Origin of the sequence: Rhodococcus sp. P14 (assembly GCF_000256505.1) — a bacterium.
Lineage (GTDB): Bacteria > Actinomycetota > Actinomycetes > Mycobacteriales > Mycobacteriaceae > Rhodococcus > Rhodococcus ruber.
The window spans coordinates 1-5527 of the sequence record NZ_AJFC01000122.1 but is presented as its reverse complement, the minus strand read 5'-3'; the positions used below and the strand labels follow the sequence as shown (position 1 = coordinate 5527).

Below are 5527 nucleotides of genomic sequence, written 5' to 3'. Positions count from 1 at the left end.
ACCACCCGCCGCCGCGGGTCGTGGGGACCGGCACGGTGGTGGTCGGCTACCGTCGGAGGCCATGCGGATCCGTCACACCCTCACCGTCGCGGTCGCGGCCGTCCTCGCCGTCGCCGGGTGCGGAGGACAGGACGCTCCCCGGGCCGCCGAGTCCACGGCTGCGCCCACGTCGCAGGACACCTCGGCCGTCGCGCAGCCACCGTCGCCCGCCCCCATGGCGACCGCGTCCGCCGCACCGGCGTGCGGCGACGAGCTGCTCGCGTCGCTGACGGTGCGGCAGCGGCTGGCGCAGCTGCTCAACGTCGGCGTCACGGGCACGGCCGACGCACTCGAGGCGGTGCGGTCCGAACAGATCGGCGGGATCTTCGTCGGCAGCTGGACCGATGTGTCGATGCTGGCGAACCGGGAGATCCCGCAGGTGACGGCGGCGAGCCGGCTGCCGCTGATGGTCACCATCGACGAGGAGGGCGGCCGGGTCTCGCGCGTTGGGGCGCTGCTGGGTCCCGATCCGTCGGCGCGGGTGACGGCGCAGACCATGACGGTGGAGGAGACCTACCGGATGGCGCTGGAGCGGGGCCGTGAGCTCCGCGAGCTCGGCGTCACCGTCGACTTCGCCCCCGACGTGGATGTGAGCAGCCAGCCCGACGACGCGGTGATCGGCGACCGTTCCTTCTCCGCCGATCCGCAGGTGGTGGTGCAGTACGCCGGCGCCTACGCGCGCGGGCTGCGCGACGCGGGAATCCTGCCGGTGCTCAAGCACTTCCCGGGCCACGGTTCGGCGTCGGGCGACTCGCACACCGGTGCGGTCACCGCGCCGCCGCTCGACCAGCTGCAGCAGGTGGACCTGGTGCCGTACCGGGAGCTCGTCGATTCCGGGGTCGCGGTGATGCTCGGGCACTTGGACGTGCCGGGTCTGACCGAGGGCGTGCCGGCGAGCATCAGCCCGCAGGCCGTGCAGTTGCTGCGTTCCGGAACGGGCTACGGCGCCCCGCCGTTCGACGGGGTGGTCTTCACCGACGACCTGTCGGGGATGCGGGCCATCACCGATACGTACGACATCACCGAGGCGGTGCAGGCGGCGCTCGCCGCCGGGGTGGACCAGGCGCTGTGGCTGTCCACCGACGACGTCCCGCGGGTGCTCGACCACCTCGAGCAGGCGGTGGCGACGGGGGAGCTCCCGGCCGCGCGGGTGGACGACGCGGTGCGCACCGTCGCGCGCGCCAAGGGCGCGCTGGACTGCTGAATCGACGTCGGAAACCCGATCCTTACTCTAGAGTAAGGAATCGGAGCATCGGGACTTGGAGGAGACATGGCCGGCGGTACCAAGCGACTGCCTCGCGCGGTGCGGGAACAGCAGATGCTCGATGCCGCGGTGGAGGTCTTCTCCGAGAACGGATTCCACAATACCTCGATGGACGCCATCGCGGCCCGGGCGCAGATCTCCAAGCCGATGCTCTACCTGTACTACGGCTCGAAGGACGAACTGTTCGCCGCGTGCATCAGCCGCGAGGGGCAGCGGTTCGTCGAGGCGCTGACGCCCGCCGGCGACCCCGGGCTCACGCCGCGCGACCAGCTGCGGGTGGCGCTCGAGTCGTTCCTCGGGTTCGTCGACGCCCACCGCAACTCGTGGATGGTGCTCTACCGCCAGGCGATGTCGCAGCAGGCGTTCGCCGGGCAGGTCCGCAGCAGCCGGGACCGGCTCATCGAGCTCACCGCGCATCTGCTGGAGTCGAGCACCCGCGACCCGGAGCCGGGAACGGACTTCGCCATCATGGCGGTGGCGCTGGTCGGTGCCGGTGAGGCGGTCGCCGACCGCATCGCGGGCGGCGAGATCGACGTGGAGAAAGCCGCCGACCTGCTCGAGAACCTCGCCTGGCGCGGACTGGCCGGCAAGAAGCGCACCGACCAGCACGGCTGAGACGCCCCGAGGCCCTGTCGGGGCAGTCCGGAGACGGCCCCGGCAGGGCCTCGGGGGAGCCTTCCGCCGGACGTCGTCCGGGCGAGCCGAGGTGGCTGCCCGTTACAGCGAGGCCGGCACGGCCGCGCCCCGACCGGCGACGTCGCCCAGTGCGACGGACTCGTCCGCCAGGGCGGCGCGGTCGATCGGGGCGCCGGCGGCCACGAGCCGGCGCACGATGCGGATGTCCTTCGGACGGCCGAGGGCGATCGCCCCCACGAGCCGGTCGCCGCGCAGCGCGAGCGCCGTGAAGTCGCGGTCCTCGATCGACCCGCGCACCACGTAGTCGTCGTCGTGCCGGGACCAGCCGGCGAACTGCAGGTTGTGCCCGTACTGGTTGGACCAGCCCCACGGCACCTCCGCGGCGCCGAGCGGCTGCCCGAGAACGGATTTCGCCGCGGCAAGGCCCTGCGCCCGGGCGCTGTTCCAGTTCTCCGTGCGGTGCCGGCCGCCGAGTACCGGGTCGGGTTGCTCGATCACGTCGCCCGCGGCGTACACCCCGGCGGCCGAGGTGCGGTAGGCCTCGTCGACGACGATGCCGTCGCCGACGGTGAGCCCGGCCGCCCGGGCGAGCGCGGTGTCCGGCACCGAGCCCACCGCGACGAGCGCGGTGCCCGCCGTCCAGGAGCGGCCGTCCTCCGCGACGGCGTGCACCCCGTCGTCGCTCCCGGTGAGGGAGCGCAGCGCGACGCCGGTGTGGACGGGCACGTCGTGTTCGGCGTGCAGGCCGACGTACATCCGGGCCACCGCGGGCGGCACGATGCGGGCGAGCGGCGACGGCGCACTCTCGAGCACCGTGACCTCGGCTCCCAGTTCTCGTGCGGTGGAGGCGACCTCGCAGCCGATCAGGCCGGCGCCGACGACGAGGAGCGCTCGGTGCGACGCGATCGCGGCCCGCAGCGGCGCGACGTTCTCCGCCGTGCGCAGGCTCAGCACCCGGTCCCCGGCGTCGTGCTCGAGGTGACGGGCGCGCGCACCCGTCGCCAGGATCACCGCGTCGTACTCGACGATCTCGTTGTCCCACAGCCGGAGTCGGTGACGTTCCGGGTCGAGTTCGACGACCCGGGTCTCGGTGCGCAATTCGATGTCGTGGTCGGTCCAGTAGCCGGCCGGTTCGAGTTGCGCCTTCTCGTCGGTGATCCTGCCGGCGAGCAGGTCCTTCGAGAGCACCGGCCGCCGGTACGGCAGTGCGGCCTCCTCGCCGATCAGCACGACACGGCCGGCGAAGCCTTCGTTGCGCAGGGTCTGTGCGGCGGTCGCGCCGGCCACCCCGGTGCCGACGACGACGATCGTCTCGGTCACGTCCGGCTGACCTCGACCATCTCGAAGTCGGACTTGGCGGCGCCGCAGTCCGGGCAGGACCAGTCGTCGGGGATGTCGTCCCAGCGGGTGCCGGGCTCGATGCCGTCCTCGGGCCAGCCCTCGGCCTCGTCGTACTCGAATCCGCACTGCAGGCAACGGAACAGCTTGTAGTCGGTGGTCATCTCAGCGTCCTTCGAAGTCGATCTTCTCGCGGACCCCGCAGTCGGGGCAGCACCAGTCGTCGGGAATCGCGTCCCAGGGGGTGCCGGCGGGGAAACCCTCGCGCGGCGCGCCGGCGGTCTCGTCGTAGACGTAGTTGCACACCGGGCATTCGTAGGCGGCCATCACTGTGCTCCGTACTGCGCGAGAACCTTGTCGCGCTTGCGAGGCTGGATGTTGGCTCGGGTGAGGTCGCCGTCGTAGTGCTCGACGACGCGATGGTCCATCACCTTGCGCCACAGCGGCGGAATGTAGGCGAGGCCGATCATGCTCGCGTAGCCGCTGGGCAGGTTGGGGGCGCCGTCCATGCTTCGCAGGGTCTGGTAGCGGCGCGTCGGGTTGGCGTGGTGGTCGCTGTGTCGCTGCAGGTGGTACAGGAAGATGTTGGTGACGATGTGGTCGGAATTCCAGCTGTGCGCGGGGGTGCAGCGCTCGTACCGGCCCGAGGCCGTCTTCTGCCGCAGCAGTCCGTAGTGCTCGAGGTAGTTCACCGTCTCGAGCAGGGAGAAACCGTAGACGGCCTGCAGGATCAGGAACGGAACGATGACCGGGCCGAACACCGCGACGAGCACGCCGAACAGGACCACCGACATCGCCCACGCGTTGAGGACGTCGTTGCGCAGGGTCCACGGGCTCTTGCCGAGTCGCTGCAGGCGGGTCTTCTCGAGCTCCCACGACGACTTCAGGCTGCCCCACACGCTGCGCGGCAGGAACGCCCAGAACGATTCGCCGAAACGGGCCGAGGCCGGGTCCTCCGGGGTGGAGACCCGCACGTGGTGGCCGCGGTTGTGTTCGATGTAGAAGTGGCCGTAGCCGGTCTGGGCCAGGGTGATCTTCGACAGCCACCGTTCGAGGTCGTCCTTCTTGTGGCCGAGTTCGTGGGCGGTGTTGATCCCGACGCCCCCCATCACGCCGACGCTGAACGCCAGGCCGATCTTCGAGACCAGACCCAGGCCGCCGTCGATCCCCAGCCAGGACAGGTCCGTGGCCGACCACAGGTAGCAGGCGAAGACGAGGCTGGCCAGCTGGAACGGGATGTAGGCGTAGGTGCAGTACCGGTAGTACTTGTCGTTCTCGAGCATCTCCATCACCTCGTCGGGCGGATTCTGCCCGTCGGGGCCGAAGAACCGGTCGAGGATCGGCAGCAGCACGTACACCAGCAGGGGACCGATCCACCACCACACCGACGAGACCGCGGTCCAGCCGAGTTGGTTGAATCCCCAGACCAGCGCCGTCGCGAGGAAGATCGCCGTGGGCGGGATCAGCCCCATGAGCCACAGATACCGCTTGCGATCGCGCCACTGTTCCACCGGCGTGTGCGCGTGCCGGCCGATGTCCGACGTCGTCACCGTTCGACCTCCCTGTCCCGTGATCCGCGGAGGAGCTGGTATGAGCCAGCTCACTGTCTCTTGGACAGTACATCAGTTTGGGTCGGCGCGGTAGACAAAGGAGAAGATTTGTAAATAGAGCCACTTCGCGACGCGGACGTCTTCGGAGTGAGGGACGCCAGAGTCAGCGACGCCGTGCGTGTTTTCGGTAGTCGGTACTACCGAAAACACGCACGGCGGTGGCGGTGCGTCGATGGTTCAGCGTGTGAGTGCGGACTGCGGCGCAGCCGCTCTCAGCGCAGGGTGGCGGTGAGGTGCGGGTAGCCCTTCTTCGGGTCGCGCAGCGCCAGGTCCCAGCCGGCGGCGGCGCGCGCGGCGTACAGATTCACGGTCGCGGGCAACAGGACCGGCTTGCCGAACCGGACCGAGTACGTCGCGTGCGACGGGATGCGGCCCTCCACGGCCCGCAGTGCCGCGGCCGCGCTCCACATGCCGTGCGCGATGGGCCTGGGGAACCCGAACGCCTTGGCGCCGAGCCGCGAGACGTGGATCGGGTTGCGGTCACCCGAGATCGAGGCGTAGCGGTCGATCGTCTTCTGGTCCACCCGCAACGTCGACGTCGGCACCGGCGGGATCTCCTCGGCCTTCGGTTCGGGCTTCGGCTGATCCGACAGCGAGGTGCGCTGCTGGCGCAGGAACGACGACGTCTGCCGCCACACCG

The 5527-nt window shown here is 70.5% G+C and carries 7 protein-coding genes; 2 read left to right on the top strand and 5 right to left on the bottom strand.

What is annotated here, in order from left to right; all coding sequences use genetic code 11:
* Nucleotides 1–61: 61 nt before the first annotated feature.
* Together OEY_RS0108815 and OEY_RS0108810 are read left to right on the top strand one after the other, a co-directional pair.
* On the top strand, nucleotides 62–1243 hold the full coding sequence (locus OEY_RS0108815) for a glycoside hydrolase family 3 N-terminal domain-containing protein (protein WP_010593518.1): 1182 nt from the start codon (nucleotides 62–64) through the stop codon (nucleotides 1241–1243).
* Nucleotides 1244–1309: 66 nt separating this feature from the next.
* Nucleotides 1310–1918 (top strand): TetR/AcrR family transcriptional regulator, encoded by a 609-nt coding sequence (locus OEY_RS0108810; RefSeq protein ID WP_010593517.1) that lies wholly within the window; start codon nucleotides 1310–1312, stop codon nucleotides 1916–1918.
* A gap of 102 nt (nucleotides 1919–2020) precedes the next feature.
* Here OEY_RS0108810 and OEY_RS0108805 read toward each other — a convergent pair whose 3' ends face one another.
* The 5 genes from OEY_RS0108805 to OEY_RS0108785 form a co-directional block, all read right to left on the bottom strand.
* A complete protein-coding gene (locus OEY_RS0108805) occupies nucleotides 2021–3259 on the bottom strand; it encodes an NAD(P)/FAD-dependent oxidoreductase (protein ID WP_010593516.1) in 1239 nt (412 codons plus the stop codon).
* Nucleotides 3256–3441, bottom strand: a complete 186-nt coding sequence (locus tag OEY_RS0108800; RefSeq protein WP_003939212.1) for a rubredoxin — start codon at nucleotides 3439–3441, stop codon at nucleotides 3256–3258. Before OEY_RS0108800 ends, OEY_RS0108805 begins: the two co-directional genes overlap by 4 nt.
* A 1-nt stretch (nucleotide 3442) precedes the next feature.
* A complete protein-coding gene (locus OEY_RS0108795) occupies nucleotides 3443–3604 on the bottom strand; it encodes a rubredoxin (protein WP_003939211.1) in 162 nt (53 codons plus the stop codon).
* A complete protein-coding gene (locus tag OEY_RS0108790; RefSeq protein WP_010593515.1) occupies nucleotides 3604–4827 on the bottom strand; it encodes an alkane 1-monooxygenase in 1224 nt (407 codons plus the stop codon). The genes OEY_RS0108795 and OEY_RS0108790 overlap by 1 nt, the downstream gene beginning before the upstream one ends.
* A 272-nt stretch (nucleotides 4828–5099) precedes the next feature.
* Nucleotides 5100–5527 (bottom strand): MaoC family dehydratase (locus tag OEY_RS0108785; RefSeq protein ID WP_029539961.1); only part of this gene is annotated, 428 nt, incomplete at its 5' end.